Source organism: Streptomyces sp. NPDC047841, from assembly GCF_040704085.1.
Taxonomy (GTDB): Bacteria; Actinomycetota; Actinomycetes; order Streptomycetales; family Streptomycetaceae; genus Streptomyces; species Streptomyces argyrophylli.
On record NZ_JBEYRP010000034.1, the window covers coordinates 40,320 to 53,954 of the forward strand.

At 74.6% G+C, this 13,635-nt stretch carries 11 protein-coding genes; 4 read left to right on the top strand and 7 right to left on the bottom strand.

Features of this window, described 5'->3' with window-relative positions; genetic code table 11:
• Window positions 1-18: 18 nt before the first annotated feature.
• Both AB0947_RS37045 and AB0947_RS37050 read left to right on the top strand, forming a co-directional pair.
• Window positions 19-1,950: a fumarate reductase/succinate dehydrogenase flavoprotein subunit gene (locus AB0947_RS37045; protein ID WP_366754777.1), complete on the top strand. Its 1,932-nt coding sequence runs from the start codon at window positions 19-21 to the stop codon at window positions 1,948-1,950.
• A complete protein-coding gene (locus AB0947_RS37050; RefSeq protein WP_366754778.1) occupies window positions 1,947-2,720 on the top strand; it encodes a succinate dehydrogenase/fumarate reductase iron-sulfur subunit in 774 nt (257 codons plus the stop codon). Before AB0947_RS37045 ends, AB0947_RS37050 begins: the two co-directional genes overlap by 4 nt.
• On the opposite strand, the gene AB0947_RS37055 is transcribed toward AB0947_RS37050, so the two are convergent.
• Window positions 2,698-3,903, bottom strand: coding sequence for a hypothetical protein (locus tag AB0947_RS37055; RefSeq protein WP_366754779.1), 1,206 nt, complete (start codon window positions 3,901-3,903; stop codon window positions 2,698-2,700). The two genes, AB0947_RS37050 and AB0947_RS37055, sit on opposite strands and share 23 nt — an antisense overlap.
• Before the next feature lie 80 nt (window positions 3,904-3,983).
• Here AB0947_RS37055 and AB0947_RS37060 point away from each other — a divergent pair, with 80 nt between their 5' ends.
• Window positions 3,984-5,609 carry a hypothetical protein gene (locus AB0947_RS37060; protein WP_366754780.1) on the top strand — a complete coding sequence of 542 codons (1,626 nt, stop codon included), beginning with the start codon at window positions 3,984-3,986 and terminating at the stop codon, window positions 5,607-5,609.
• Window positions 5,610-5,688: 79 nt separating this feature from the next.
• Here AB0947_RS37060 and AB0947_RS37065 read toward each other — a convergent pair whose 3' ends face one another.
• The 6 genes from AB0947_RS37065 to AB0947_RS37090 form a co-directional block, all read right to left on the bottom strand.
• On the bottom strand, window positions 5,689-8,277 hold the full coding sequence (locus AB0947_RS37065; protein WP_366754781.1) for a SpoIIE family protein phosphatase: 2,589 nt from the start codon (window positions 8,275-8,277) through the stop codon (window positions 5,689-5,691).
• A 277-nt stretch (window positions 8,278-8,554) separates the two neighbouring features.
• Entirely contained in the window at window positions 8,555-8,983 is a 429-nt protein-coding gene (locus tag AB0947_RS37070) for an ATP-binding protein (RefSeq protein WP_366754782.1), read from the bottom strand.
• Window positions 8,984-9,096: 113 nt separating this feature from the next.
• The gene (locus AB0947_RS37075) at window positions 9,097-9,522 is read right to left on the bottom strand and encodes a (deoxy)nucleoside triphosphate pyrophosphohydrolase (RefSeq protein WP_366754783.1); all 426 of its coding nucleotides are present in this window, start codon (window positions 9,520-9,522) and stop codon (window positions 9,097-9,099) included.
• Window positions 9,523-9,552: 30 nt separating this feature from the next.
• Window positions 9,553-9,744 (bottom strand): SPOR domain-containing protein, encoded by a 192-nt coding sequence (locus AB0947_RS37080; protein WP_366754784.1) that lies wholly within the window; start codon window positions 9,742-9,744, stop codon window positions 9,553-9,555.
• Window positions 9,745-10,132: 388 nt separating this feature from the next.
• Window positions 10,133-10,885 carry a GntR family transcriptional regulator gene (locus AB0947_RS37085; protein ID WP_366754785.1) on the bottom strand — a complete coding sequence of 251 codons (753 nt, stop codon included), beginning with the start codon at window positions 10,883-10,885 and terminating at the stop codon, window positions 10,133-10,135.
• 149 nt (window positions 10,886-11,034) lie between these two features.
• Complete coding sequence (locus AB0947_RS37090) at window positions 11,035-12,105, bottom strand: DUF4190 domain-containing protein (RefSeq protein ID WP_366754808.1); 1,071 nt, start codon at window positions 12,103-12,105, stop codon at window positions 11,035-11,037.
• Between the two features lie 235 nt (window positions 12,106-12,340).
• On the opposite strand from AB0947_RS37090, the gene AB0947_RS37095 reads away from it, so the two are divergent.
• Window positions 12,341-13,558 (top strand): serpin family protein, encoded by a 1,218-nt coding sequence (locus AB0947_RS37095; protein ID WP_366754786.1) that lies wholly within the window; start codon window positions 12,341-12,343, stop codon window positions 13,556-13,558.
• The last annotated feature ends 77 nt before the right edge of the window (window positions 13,559-13,635 follow it).

Below are 13,635 nucleotides of genomic sequence, written 5' to 3' on the forward strand. Positions count from 1 at the left end.
CAGTGAGGGACTGAACCGATGTCCGTGGTCGACCGGCAGGAGTGGGACGTCGTCGTGATCGGCGCCGGGGGCGCGGGCCTGCGCGCGGCCGTCGAGGCGCGCGAGCGGGGCGCCCGCACGGCCGTGATCTGCAAGTCGCTGTTCGGCAAGGCGCACACCGTGATGGCCGAGGGCGGCATCGCGGCGGCGATGGCCAACGCCAACGAGCACGACACCTGGCAGGTCCACTTCCGCGACACCATGCGCGGCGGCAAGTTCCTGAACCAGTGGCGGATGGCCGAACTGCACGCGCAGGAGGCCCCGGACCGGGTCTGGGAGCTGGAGACCTGGGGCGCGCTGTTCGACCGCACGAAGGACGGCCGCATCTCGCAGCGGAACTTCGGCGGGCACGAGTACCCGCGCCTCGCCCACGTGGGCGACCGTACGGGCCTGGAGCTGATCCGCACGCTCCAGCAGAAGACCGTCGCGCTCCAGCAGGAGGACTTCCGCCGGACCGGGGACTACGAGTCCCGGCTGAAGGTCTTCCAGGAGTGCACGGTCACGAGAATCCTCAAGGACGGCGACCGCGTCTCGGGCGTGTTCGCCTACGACCGTGAGACCGGGCGCTTCTTCGTCCTCCAGGCGCCGGCCGTGGTCCTCGCGACCGGCGGCATCGGCAAGTCCTTCAAGGTCACGTCCAACTCGTGGGAGTACACGGGCGACGGGCACGCGCTGGCGCTGCTGGCCGGCGCCCCGCTGCTGAACATGGAGTTCGTGCAGTTCCATCCGACCGGCATGGTCTGGCCGCCGTCGGTGAAGGGCATCCTCGTCACCGAGTCGGTGCGCGGAGACGGCGGGGTGCTGCGGAACTCCGAGGGCAAGCGGTTCATGTTCGACTACGTCCCGGACGTCTTCAAGGAGAAGTACGCCGAGTCGGAGGAGGAGGCCGACCGGTGGTACGAGGACCCGGACGACAACCGCCGGCCGCCCGAACTCCTCCCCCGCGACGAGGTGGCCCGCGCGATCAACGCCGAGGTGAAGGCGGGCCGGGGCTCCCCGCACGGCGGGGTCTTCCTGGACGTGTCGACCCGGATGCCCGCCGAGGTGATCCGGCGCCGGCTGCCGTCCATGTACCACCAGTTCAAGGAGCTGGCGGACGTCGACATCACCGCTGAGGCGATGGAGGTCGGGCCGACCTGCCACTACGTGATGGGCGGCGTCGCGGTCGACTCCGACACGGCGGCGGCGCGCGGGGTGCCCGGACTGTACGCGGCCGGCGAGGTGGCCGGCGGCATGCACGGCTCCAACCGGCTCGGCGGCAACTCCCTCTCCGACCTGCTGGTGTTCGGGCGCCGGGCCGGCTGGCACGCGGCCGAGTACGCGCGGGCGCTGGCGGACCGGCGCCCGCCCGTGGACGACGCCCAGGTCGGCACGGCGTCGGCGGAGGCGCTGCGGCCGTTCTCCGCCGGGGCGGAGGGCGAGGCGGGGCCGCCGGAGAACCCGTACACCCTGCACCAGGAACTCCAGCAGACGATGAACGACCTGGTCGGCATCATCCGCCGCGAGGGCGAGATGGAGCAGGCCCTGCACAGGCTGGCCGAGCTGCGGACCCGGGCCCGGCGGGCCGGCGTCGAGGGCCACCGCCAGTTCAACCCCGGCTGGCACCTCGCCCTGGACCTCAGGAACATGCTGCTGGTCAGCGAGTGCGTGGCGCGGGCCGCGCTGGAGCGCACCGAGTCGCGCGGCGGGCACACCCGCGAGGACCACCCCCGGATGGACCGGGCCTGGCGCAACGTGAACCTGCTGTGCGCCCTCGCCGACCCCGCCGGCGGCCTCGCGGCGACCGACCCGGCCCGCGGCCAGATCCGCCTGACCCGCGAGACCACCGACCCCATCCGCCCGGACCTGCTCGCCCTCTTCGAGAAGGAGGAGCTGGTCAAGTACCTCGCCGAAGAGGAGCTGTACGAGTGAGCAGCTACGAAGCCCGCTTCCAGGTGTGGCGGGGCGACGAACGGGGCGGGGGCCTTGAGGACTTCACGGTCGAGGTGAACGACGGCGAGGTCGTCCTGGACATCGTCCACCGCCTCCAGGCGACCCAGGCACCCGACCTCGCCGTGCGCTGGAACTGCAAGGCCGGCAAGTGCGGCTCGTGCTCGGCGGAGGTCAACGGCCGCCCCCGGCTGCTGTGCATGACCCGCATGTCGGTCTTCGACCGCGCGGAGACGATCACGATCACCCCACTGCGCGCCTTCCCGGTGATCCGGGACCTGGTGACCGACGTCGGCTTCAACTACCGGAAGGCGCGCGAGGTCCCCGCCTTCGTCCCGCCCCCCGGTCTCGGCCCCGGCGAGTACCGCATGTTCCAGGAGGACGTGGACCGCCCGCAGGAGTTCCGCAAGTGCATCGAGTGCTTCCTGTGCCAGAACACCTGCCACGTGGTGCGCGACCACGAGGAGAACAAGGAGGCGTTCGCCGGCCCGCGCTACCTGATGCGCGTCGCCGAACTCGACATGCACCCGCTGGACGCGGCCGCCGGGGCCGGCCTGGACCGCAGCCGCACCGCCCAGGACGACCACGGCCTCGGCTACTGCAACATCACCAAGTGCTGCACCGAGGTCTGCCCCGAGGACATCAAGATCACCGACAACGCCCTGATCCCGCTGAAGGAACGCGCGGTGGACCGCAAGTACGACCCGCTGGTCTGGCTGGGTTCGAAGATCAGGAGGCGGTCGGGGGCGTAGCCGCCCAGTCCTCCCGGTACGCCCGCCAGTCCGCCTCGGTGGCCGCGAAGTCCACGTAGAGGGCGACACCGAAGCGGGCGCGGCCGGAGTCCGTGCGGCTCAGTCCGAGGCGGACCCCGCGCACGGCGGCCGGGACGGTCTCGGCGCGCGCCAGGTGACCGAACCGGTTCTCGTGGTAGAAGGGCAGGCCCATCAGCAGGTCGGTGCTCTCGGGGGTGACCTCCAGGGCCAGGCTGGTCTGCTGGGCCACATAGCCGCCGTACAGGCTCGGCAGCGGCTGCATGGTGTCGTACGACATGACGGCGATCTGGTCCACCCGGCGGGCCACCTGCCCGAAGTACGCCTGCGACCACCACTTGGGGTGGCCGGTGGCCGTTCCCCAGAAGGAGTGGAAGGCGGGCAGCGGGTCGATCTGGTGGGCGGCGACGGACAGGACGGCGCCCCGGGCGTGGGTGAGGCCGCGCAGGTCGTCCAGGAGGGACAGGAAGTCGCGGTCGCCGGAGTGGAGCGGCTCCAGGTCGACGTGGGTGCCCTGGAAGCCGGCGGCGAGGATCTGCCGGGCCGAGGCGACGACCGCCGCCCGGGTCGCGGCGCGCTCCAGGCGCAGGCCGTCCGGGCTCTCCGTGGCCAGCTTGTCGCCGAGCCAGGCCTGGACGCGGACGCCGGGCAGTTCCCGGTGGACGGCCGCGATCAGCCGGCGGGCCTTCGGGTACGCCGACGCCGGCAGGGTCCCGTCGTGTTCCAGGGGTCCCGCGTGGACGTACAGATCGCTGATCCCGGTGCTCCGCAGGCGGCGGGCGAGGACCTCGACGTCCCGGTCGGTCTTCCGCCCGTCCACCCAGGCGTGCCCGAGCCAGAGGGCGTCCCGGTGCCGGGTGCGGGTGCCGGGGGCCGGATCGCCGGTGTACTCGAGCCGGAGGGCCGTCTCGGCGGCGAGCAGGGGGAGCAGGAGGAGGGCGAGGAGTCCGGCGGCGACCCGGAGGAGCCGGCGCGTGCGGGAGCGGGGGCGGGATCGGACGGGGGGCGGGGGCTGGGTTCCGGGGGCGGCGGGGTCGTCGAGGCCGTCCGGGTCGTCGTGGCCGTCCGGCCGGGACTGCTCCTGCCGGACGGGGTCCGGCGCCGGGGGGTGCCGGTCGGTCCGGTGCCCGTCCGCCGGGATGCCGTGCGTCCGGTTCTCGTCCATTCCGTCCCCCTGTCCGCCTGCTCCCCCACCCGTGTCCATCCCGCTCGCGGAGTCGTCTACCTGCCCATACGCTCCGGAACGTGACCTCCTCCCAGTTCCGGGGCCGGACCCGGCGGGCCACCGCGCACCTACGGGTGCGGGTGGCGCATGCCGTGCTGGGCGCCCTGGTGGGAGCGGGGTGGCTGGTGTTGCCGGTGATGACGGCCGATGCCCCTGATCCGGTTCCCGTGGCTCCCGCCGGCGCGGTGGCGAGCGCCGCCGCGCCGCGGCCGGCCGGCGCGTCGACCGCCGATCTCGTGCTGCCGCTCGTCGCCGGGGTCGCGGCCGTGGCCCTGGCCGGATACGGCTGGGTGCGGCGCACCCGCCGGGCGCGGACCCGGACGACCCCGGGCATCGTCCCGAAGCGTCCGCCCGTGGCCGCCCCGGCCGACTCCGAGCGCCAGGCCCGGGCGGCACTGCGGCTGGCCGACGACTGCGTACGGACCAGCCGGGAGGAACTGTCCTTCGTGCGGGAACGTTTCGGCGAGCAGCGGACCGAGCCGTTCACGCACGCGGTGCGCGCCGCCGAGACGGAGCTGTCGGCGGCGTTCGCGCTCTGGCGGCGGTACGAGGAGGGTGTCCCCGGACAGGCGGGCGCCCGGCGTCAGGCGCTGGCCGGGGTGATCGGGCGCTGCGCGGAGGCAGGGCGGCGGCTGGACGCGCAGGCGGAGGCGCTGGACCGGTTGCGCGGTCTCACGGCGGACGAGGAAGCGATGCGCGCGGCGCTGGGGGTGGCCGAGGAGCGGTTCCGGGAACTGGCGGCGCGGACGACGGCCGCGCAGCGGACCCTGGCGGCGCTGCGGGAACGGTACGCGCCCTCGGCCACCGGGTCCGTCACCGGGTACGTCGAACAGGCCAAGGACCGGCTGGTGTTCGCCGGCGCACGGCTGAACGAGGCCCGGCAGGCCGCCGACGTGGGCGAGACACGGCGGGCCGCGTGGCAGTTGCGCGCGGCCGAGGGCGCGGTGGCCCAGACGGGGGTGCTGGTGGGCGGGGTGGAGCGGCTCGCGGACCAGGTACGGGAGGCGGCCGGGCTGCTGCCGGCCGCGCTGACCGGCGCGGAGGCACAGGTGGCGGCGGTCCGACGCACGTCGCCCGCGCCGGGCGGACCCGACGCCCGGCCCGCACCCGCCGACGGGGCACCGGCAGCGGTCGGAGGGGAGACCGGGGAGACCTCGCCGCCCCCGGACGAACCGCCTGCCCGATCGGCGTACGCCGACGGGGTGCTGGCGGCGGTCCGCGAGGAGCTGACCGGTGGGCCGTACGACCCGCTGGACGCGCTGCGCCGGATCACCCGGGCCGTCGAGCGGCTGACGGGGGGGCGGTCGGGGGTGCTGGACACGGCGGCGCTGCTCGTGGCGCGGAGTTCGGTCGCCGCGGCGGAGGAGTTCGTCGGGGTGCACCGGGGGGCGGTGGGTACGGAGGCCCGGGCGCGGCTGGCGGAGGCGGCGCGCGAGCAGGGCGCGGGCGACGCGGGGCGGGCCGACGTCGTGGCCGGTGAGGCGCGGAGGCTGGCCGGCCGGGACGTCCGGGCCCACGGAACGGCGGGGGACGCGGCCGGTCTCGCCGGTGCGGTCCTGGGCGGGATCCTCCTCGCGGAGGACCCGGACGGCGGTCCCCCGCCCGCGTTCGGCGGCCCCCGCACCCGCTCCCGGCTGCACAGGTAGGTCCGGCCGGGCCCCCCGAACCGTCAGCGGCGGCCTGGGGGGCACCTCGGAGCCCGGCGGGCCGCGGGGGCGTCCGGGGTCAGAACAGGCTCAGCAGGGCCTCCGCCGGGTCGGTGAGGCCGCCGTCCGCGCCGGGCAGCGGCAACTCGAACCACACCGTCTTGCCGCGAGGCGTCCGCCGGGAGCCCCAGGCCGCGCTGAGCAGCCCGACCAGCTGGAGCCCGCGTCCGCCCTCGTCGGTGTCCCGGGCGCGGCGGCGCCGGGGCTGGACCAGGCCGGAGTCCCAGACCTCGCAGACCAGGGTGCGGTCCAGCAGCAGCCGTAGCCTGATGTCCCCCTCGCCGTACCGCAGCGCGTTCGTCACCAGCTCGCTGACCAGCAGTTCCGTCGTGTCGACCAGCGGCTCCAGGTCCCAGGAGAGCAGCTGCCCGCGGGCGTACTCCCGGGCCCGGCCCACACTGCGCGGCTCGCGCGGCAGCGTCCAGTCGCCGACGGACTCGGCGGGCAGCCCCTGCACCCGGGCCATCAGCAGGGCGATGTCGTCCTCGCCGTGGTGGGTGTCGAGGGTGTTGAGGACGTGGTCGCAGACGTCCTCCAGGGGCTGGGAGGGGTCGGTGAGCGCGCCGACGAAGGCCTGGAGCCCCTCGTCCAGCGGGTGGTCGCGGGATTCGACCAGGCCGTCCGTGTAGAGCGCGAGGAGTGCGCCCTCGGGGAGTTCGACCTCGACCTCCTCGAACGGCTCCCCGCCCACGCCCAGCGGCATGCCGGGCGGCACGTCGAGCATCAGCGCCGCCTCACCGGGCTCGACCAGCACCGGCGGCAGATGCCCGGCGTTGGCGAACGTGCAGCGTCGGGTGACGGAGTCGTACACGGCGTACACGCAGGTCGCGAGGTACACCTCGGAGAGGTCCGCGTCCCGGGGCTGACGGGCCGTCCGGGTCGCCTGCTGGATGCCGCCGGGCGTGCCGAGGCCCCGCGCGATCTCGTCCAACGCCGAGAGCACTTCCGCCGGTTCCAGGTCCAGCAGGGCCAGCGTGCGCACGGCGGTGCGGAGTTCGCCCATCGCCACCGCCGCCCTGAGGCCCCGGCCCATGACGTCCCCGACCACCAGGGCCGTGCGGTGACCGGGGAGTTCGATGACGTCGAACCAGTCTCCGCCCACCTCCGTCGCCGCGTTGCCGGGAAGGTAGCGGCAGGCGATGTCCAGGCCGGACGCCTCGGGGTCGCCGGGCGGGAGCAGGGAGCGTTGCAGTATCAACGCCCGTTCGTGCTCCCGGCGGTACAGGCGCGCGTTGTCGATGCAGACGGCGGCCCGTGCGGCCAGTTCGACCGCGAGGTCCCGGTCGCGGTCGCCGAACGGCTCGCTGCCCTTCGTCCGGGCGAACTGCGCGAGGCCCACGACCGTGTCGTGGGCGACCATCGGCACCGCCAGCGTGGACTGCACGAGACCGCCCTCCTCGGCGGGCACGTGCTGCGGGCGGGCGGTGCGCAGGGCGTCCGCGCAGGGCGAGGTGAACGGGAAGTGGTGGACCGCGCCGACCTCGACGCGCTTGCCGGAACTGCCGAAGGGCGCACCGGAGACGGCGCTGGCGTAGGCGACGCGGCGCAGTTCGGCGCTGCCGTCGGCGAGGCCGGGCGGGGTCTCGTCGCCGGTCAGCAGGCCCTGGTAGAGGTCGACGGTGGCGAGGTCGCAGAAGCCGGGGACGACGACGTCGAGGAGTTCGCGGGCCGTGGTCTCCAGGTCGAGGGAGTTGCCTATGCGGGCGCCGGCCTCGTTGAGCAGGGCGAGGTTGCGCCGGGCGGCGGCGGCCTCACGGGCGGCGGCGCGACGGGAGGTGATGTCGGTGCCGAGCCAGGCGATGCCGATGGGCCGGCCGCTGCCGCTCTGCACGCGGTAGAGGTTGACCGACCAGTGCCGGCGTTCCTCGGAACCCGGGACGAAGCCGGTGACGTGCATGTCGGTGATGGACTCGCCGCTCTCCAGCACCCGTCGCAGCGTGGCCGAGACCCGCTCGGCCTCGCCGCGCGGCAGGTAGTCGTGGACGCCCTTGCCCCGGTGGTCGTCCGGGGTGCCGCCGAAGATGGAGGCGAACCGCTTGTTGGCGCGGCGCACCCGCAGATCGGTGTCGATCAGGAGGAAGCCGAAAGGGGATTGACCGAAGATGGCCTGCGAGGCGGCGAGGTCGGTCTCGATGCTGCGCAGCGTGCGGACGTCCACGACGATGCACACGGCCGCCTTGTCGCCCTCGGCGGTGCGCGTCGGCATGACGTACACCTCGGCCAGGCCCTCTTCACCGCGCGTGCCGTCCGGCCGGTCGGGCATCCGGAACGGCACTACTCCGGTCCACTCCCGGCCGTCGAGGATCTCGGCCATCTTCCGCTGGCCGCGCTCGCGCAGATCGGGGTCGATGAAGGCCTCTATGGGGTCCATGCCGACGGCGCGTGCGGCGGGGATGCCGAAGAGCTGCTCGGCGCGCAGGCTCCACTGGTCGACCAGCCCGCCGGGACTGATGGAGAAGGACGCGACCTTGATGTAGTCGTAGATGGAACCGGGCGGACTGCTCTGCCACATGGCGTCACCGGGTGCCGCGGCGGCCTCCGCGGCCTGCCTCCTCGCGCCGTCCGACGGGTCCTCGGACTCCGTGGCCTTCGCTGGTATCTCGCTCACGCGAACCGTCCCCTCCAGCTCACCGCGTCCGGCACCGGTCACCGGGGGCGGCTGCCCGCAGTATCCAGCACTACGGCGCCGCACAACACGGTGTTCACGATCACAGCACGGTCCAGGTGCTTTTAGGACCGGTCCGTGACAACACTCCCACTCTTCTAACCAGGGAACACACCACCGAACCACACACCGCGGGACCACGTGCGCCCCCGGCGCGCACGATGGACGGCACGCCGTCGGCTGTACACCCCCGTGCCCCTGCGCGTGCCGTGCCGAGCCGTCACCCGGGCACCGCCAGTTCGAACCAGACGGTCTTTCCGTTCGCGGCGGGCCGGGTGCCCCAGCTGAGGGAGGAGCCGGCGACCAGCTGAAGGCCGCGTCCGCTCTCGTCCTCGGGGTGGGCGACGCGCTCGCGCGGCAGGTCGGGGAGCGGGTCGGAGACCTCTACGCGCAGGATGCCGTCGAGCCCGGCGGGGCGGACGAGCCGTACGCCGATGGGACCGGTGGCGTGCCGCAGCGAGTTGGTGACCAGCTCGCTGACCAGCAACGCGGCGAGGTCGGCGACGCAGTCCAGCTGCCAGCCGTGCAGCTGGGAGCGGACCGCCGCGCGGGCGCTGCGCACGGCGCCCGGTTCCGCGGGAAACGTCCACTCGGCGCAGTCGCCATCGGTGTCGATCACGCCGATCACTTCCCAGGCCAGCGAGCCCACCCATGTCCGATTTCATGGGGTTAATGGGCCCATACCCGATATCCCGGCGGCAGTACCGCGTGAGAGGGCGCACTGTGGCACGAACGGGCGCGTCCCGCCGGGGGGCCGTGCGCCTACACCCCGTGCCCGATCACGGCCATCGCCTCGCGGACCGCGGGGACGTCCTGGTCGAGCCAGTCGACCTCCCAGATCCGGTCCGGCGTCAGCCAGCGCAGTTCGTCGTGGTCCTGGAGGGGCCGGGGCAGGGGGGAGCCGGGGAGCAGGCGGACGGTCCACACCTGGAGGACGTACGGCGTCCGCAGCGGCCACTCGCCGGGCACGCGGTCGACCGGCTCGGCGTCGACGCCCAGTTCCTCGCGCAGTTCGCGCACCAGCGCGTCCTCGGGCCGCTCCCCCGCCTCGACCTTGCCACCGGGCAGCTCCCAGCGTCCGGCCAGGTCGGCGGGTGCGCTGCGGCGCGCGGCCAGCAGTCTGCCGCCGTCGAGCAGGGCGGCCCCCACCACCACGGTCCGTTGCGCCCCGGAAGTCGTACGCGTCATGGGGCGGAGCCTACGGGAGCGCGCGACCGGTCAGTTCTGCGCGCCGTCCCCGTTATGGCCGATGCGCTCGACCCAGTAGAGCTGCTTGTGCCCCCGGTCGTCGAGGCTGTCGGCGATCTGCTGCGCCTCGGCGCGGGTCGCGTACCGGCCGACGCGGTAGCGATTGCCGTTGTCGTCCTGCCGTATCACGATCCAGGGCAGGGACACCGTGCCCTCACCCATGGCCCCCACCGCCCGCGCTCCTTCTCGCACCGCCCCGCCCTCCCCCGGGCCCGGCCCCCCGCCGCGCCCCGTCTAAGGAAACCGCAATCCGCATATGCCCGAGCGTACGCCCAACCTTCACGCTGCGAATACGGCTTTTCACAAAGAGGTACGCATCGAGCCAGAACGCCGGGGGCGCACGAGGCCGAACGCGCCGTCGGCAGCACGGCTGTCCCGGGGCGTGGGCATGCCGAAGGCGCCCCGGACCACCTGCGAGAACGGCCGGATCACTGCGGCTCGCGCGGCGGCGTCGGGAGCGGTACGGCACCGCCGGCGGCCCGGGCGGCGCATCGGAATGTGCGCTACCTCACGCGGAGGGGTGCGCGGACGACGGTCAGGGCGGGGGCGTTCACCGGACGGGCAGGTGGTAGGCGACCCGGTAGCGGTCGGCCGGGATGACCACGTCGGCGGTCTCCACCGGGCGCCCGGAGGCGAAGTAGGTGCGCTGGACGACGAGGACCACGTGCCCGGGGACGCCGCCGAGCAGGTGCAGTTCCTCGGCGAGGCCGGGGCGGGCGCCGACCTCCTCGGTGACGTTGTCCACGATGACGTCGATGGCCCGCATGCGCTCGACCACGCCCATCCCGCCGAGCGGCCCCTCCTCGGGGAGCATCACCGGGGTGCGGCCGGTGACGGCGAGGGGTTCCCAGGAGGTGGAGAGCATCATGGGCTCGCCGCCCTCCCGGAACAGGTACTTGGTGCGCATGACCCGGTCGCCGGCCTGGATCGCGAGCCGCTCGGCGATGGCCACGCCGGCCTCGGTCTGCTCGCTGCTGGACTCCCAGGTACCGCGCGCCGAGGCTTCGGACTGCTCCTGGCGGAACGGGGTGGCGCCGCCGGCCGGACGGTATCCGGAGCGGGCGACCCGCCGGGGCACGGGCCGCTCGCGCACGTACGTCCCCGAGCCGGAGCGGCCCTCGACCAGCCCCTCGGCCATCAGCACCTTGCGGGCCTCCAGCGCGACCGTGTCCGAGACGCCGTACTCCTCGCGGATGCGGGCCTGCGAAGGCAGGCGGGTGTGGGGCGGCAGTGAACCGTCGACGATCTTCTTGCGGAGATCACCCGCGACACGCAGGTACGCCGGCTGCTCACCGAAAGTCACTGGCCGCTCCCATCAGGTTGTACAGACAGCAACAGCCTGGCAACCGTGGGTTGAGCCGTGCAAGCAAAGGCCAGAGAATCACTCGATGTGATGACAAAAGTCCGGGGAGGGCTTCACCCAGGCCCTGTCTGCCCAGGACGGGCCCGCCCTCACACCTGGACGCTCGCGTCGGATCCGTCGTCGCCGGCCGGCACGGTGGTGGCGAGCCCCAGGGCCCTGCGCGCGGCGACCCCCCGGGACGGGTCGATGAGGCCGACGCCGGCGTCGTAGTGCTCGTAGAAGGCGTCCGCGTCCCCGGCCCGCGCGGCCTCGGCCCACTGCGCGCGCGCCTTGTCCAGGCCGGCGGCGAGCGCGGTCACGGGCCCGCGGGCGCCGGCGGGCCAGTCGTGCGCGCGCAGCATCCGGGCCTGTTCGCCCAGCGCGGCCGACACCCGGCCCGCCCAGGCCTTGTGCCCCGGCAGGTCGTCCTCGACGTACTCCTCGTCAGGAGCGGTGTCCAGGGCGGCGTTGAGGACGTGAGCGGCCCTCAGATAGGCGACCTGGTCGGCGTCGAGGACGGTCTCGTCGTTGCGCAGCGACCCGGTCAGGTCCTCGCCCTCGGCGGTGTTGCCGAACACGCAGGTGATCTCGCGGTCCCCGGCGGCCCAGCTGTCCTCGGTCGGCGTCAGGTAGTACACGTCGACGTCCCGCGGGACCGCCCAGCCGTCCATCGCGTAGCCGTCCCGCAGGCTCCAGCAGCGCTCGTCGGCGGTGTCGGCGACCGCGTCGTCGCCCGGGTAGGAGCCGCCGGGGAGCGTGACGGTGGCGAACACCTCGCCGTCGTGCGCGCCGGCGCAAGGAACCCTGTCCACGTCGTAGGTGTCACCGCTGAGCGTGCCCCCCGGCGTGTCGAAGCACTCGCCCTTGGCCGGCGCGAGGGTCCTGCCGCCGTGTGCGCCGTCCTCGAACCCGTGCCACAGCGCCGAGGCGCCGCCCGTCGCGAGCAGCAGCGCCCACAGCACGAGCCCCACCCCGGACAGCGCCGCGCCGCCCACGGCCAGCCCCGTGCCGCGCTCGCCGCGGCGGCGGATCTGGCGCAGCCCGGCCAGCCCGAGCACCAGCCCCACCCCGGGCAGGCAGCACAGCACCCCGAACACCAGGGAGGCGATGGCGAGGCCGTTGACCGGCGCGGGGTGGTTGTAGGGGTGGTAGCCCTGCGACCACGGCTGGTAGGCGGGCAACCCCGGTGAGCCGAGCGGCGGTTGGGGGTACGGCGGCGGGCCGTACGGCTCCGGCGGCTGCGGCCGGGGTGGCTGGAACGGCTCCCGTGGCTGGTGGGGGCCGGGAGGCGGGGGGAGGGACACCGGTACCGTGCTCCTGGATCGGGCGGCGGCGGCACAGGGGACCGGCGGCCGGCCGGCGGCTGGACTGACGTACGACTGGCCGCATGGTAAGCGTGACCGGAACGGGGGCGGAATGCGGGTGGGGACGAGCACGGTGGCCGGGGAGGCCGTCGGGCGGGTGAACGGGCTGACGGCCCGGTGGGCGCAGGCCCTGGACGGCGAGGGCACGGTGTTCTCCGCGCCGGGTGTGTGGCCGCTGCTGGCCTTCCTGGCCGACGGCGCGGCGGGCCCGGCGCGCGCGGAACTGGCCGGCGCGCTGGGCGTGCCCGCCGAGCAGGCGGCCGGTGCCGCGCGGGAGTTGCTGGCCGGGCTGGCGGGGGTCGCCGGTCTGGACGCGGCGCTCGGCCTGTGGACGCACCACGGGCTGGCCCTGCGGGAGGAGTGGCGGACCGGGCTGCCCGCCGGGACCCACGGGGTCTTCGGCGACGACCTAGTCACCGCGCAGGAGCGGCTGGACGCCTGGGCGGCCGAGCGGACCGGCGGGCTGGTCGAGCGCATGCCGGTGACGCTGACCCGGGAGGCGCGGATGGTGCTGGCCGGCGCCCTCGCGCTGCGCACCCGGTGGCGGCAGCCGTTCGAGGAGCGGCCGCTGCGGCCCGGCTCCGGCCCCTGGCGGGGCCGCGCCCTGCGCGGACTGCACCGGCGCAGTGTGCGGCCGGACCGGGTGGGGGTGGCTGCCACGCCGGACGGCTTCGTCACCGCGCTGACGGTGCCCGGGGACAACGGCGTCGACGTGCATCTGGTGCTGGGCGAGGAGCGGATGACGCCGGGTCAGGTGCTGGCGGCCGGGGTGGGGATCGTGGAGCGCGGTCTGCCGCTGACCGGGGGCGGCGCGCTCCCGCACGGGCACGTGGGTCCCGGTCTGCACGTGGAGCAGCAGCCGGCGACCGCGCCGCAGCCGACGACGCTGGACGTCACGACGGTGGCGTACGAGGTACGGGCCGACCACGATCTGCTCGCCCTGCCCGGCCTGTTCGGCCTCGGCACGGCGACGGACACCGCGACCGCTCACTTCCCGGGGGTGAGCCCTCACCCGCTGGCCGTCGGCGAGGCCCGCCAGTCGGCCGTGGCCCAGTTCGGCGCGCTCGGCTTCCGGGCGGCGGCGGTGACGGCGGTCATGCCGGTGCCGGCCGGCGGGGTCCCGCAGTACCGGTACGAGACGACGGTCGTCCGCGTGACCTTCGACCGCCCCTTCGCCTTCCTGGCCACCGACCGCGAGTCCCGCCTGGTACTGGCGGCGGGCTGGGTGACGGAACCGGCACCGTACCCGGTGCCGTCCCCCGTCGGCTGACAGGGCTCCGGCGTCCTGGCGGCCTGGCGGCAGCGGGAAGCCGGCGGGGCCCGGACGGGGACGGCACGGGGGCGCGG

What these genes read in the sequence shown, in the direction of transcription:
- AB0947_RS37045 (WP_366754777.1), top strand. Translation starts at nt 19, where the DNA reads ATGTCCGTGGTCGACCGGCAGGAGTGGGACGTCGTCGTGATCGGCGCC.
- AB0947_RS37095 (WP_366754786.1), top strand. Translation starts at nt 12,341, where the DNA reads ATGCGGGTGGGGACGAGCACGGTGGCCGGGGAGGCCGTCGGGCGGGTG.
- AB0947_RS37075 (WP_366754783.1), bottom strand. Translation starts at nt 9,522, where the DNA reads ATGACGCGTACGACTTCCGGGGCGCAACGGACCGTGGTGGTGGGGGCC.
- AB0947_RS37055 (WP_366754779.1), bottom strand. Translation starts at nt 3,903, where the DNA reads ATGGACGAGAACCGGACGCACGGCATCCCGGCGGACGGGCACCGGACC.
- AB0947_RS37080 (WP_366754784.1), bottom strand. Translation starts at nt 9,744, where the DNA reads ATGGGTGAGGGCACGGTGTCCCTGCCCTGGATCGTGATACGGCAGGAC.